This is a genomic window from Streptomyces sp. E2N166 (assembly GCF_003671715.1).
In the GTDB taxonomy this organism is placed as follows: Bacteria; Actinomycetota; Actinomycetes; order Streptomycetales; family Streptomycetaceae; genus Streptomyces; species Streptomyces thinghirensis.
Window position 1 is genome coordinate 61,695 of sequence record NZ_RAIF01000020.1, and the last position, 652, is coordinate 62,346.

1 pseudogene is annotated in these 652 nt (G+C 78.1%); it reads right to left on the reverse strand.

What is annotated here, in order from left to right:
- A pseudogene (locus EBH09_RS38970) lies at positions 1 to 652 on the reverse strand (hypothetical protein); the annotation flags it as partial.

Sequence of the window (652 nt, forward strand, 5' to 3'; positions counted from 1 at the left end):
CCGCTCCGGGGTCGGCGTCGGTGCCGGGCCCGGCCGCCGCTCCGGGGCCGGGTGCCGTCCCCGTGTCGGTCGCGGCTGTCGTGTTCCGCGGCGTGGAGGGGCCGTCGGAGGCGGGGGCGGGGGTTGTCGTGAGGTGGTCCAGGACGCGGGCCAGGGTCGGGCCGTCCGTGCCCGGTGTCGCGTCGTCCGCGGTGCGGCGGACGCCCAGGGTGTCCAGGACGCGGTGGAGGCGGGCCGCGTCCGTGCGCCAGGTCCGGTCGACGACTTCCTCGGGATACTCGTCCCAGGCCACCGGCGCCCAGTCCGGGCCGGTCTCGGCCGGCCCGCCGTGGAAGAGGCGCGCGGCGAGGAGGGAGACCGCCTCGTCCATCACCCCTGGCTCCTCCAGCAGGTCGCAGGCCGGACGCTCGCCCAGGCGGGAGGCGAAGCCCTCGGCCAGGCGGTCGCGCCGGGACAGCTCCGTGAGCGCGGCGACCACGCCCACGTCCAGCCGGGAGGGCCAGCGGCCCATCCGCCAGGCGGGCAGCGCCACTCGGGTCAACAGCCGGTCCCAGCCCGCGTAGGCGAGCCCGACCTGCTCCTGCGCGACGATCCGCAGACCGTAGTCCACAGCCTGTGCACGCTCGGCGGCCGCGGTCGCGACCCCGCGCTC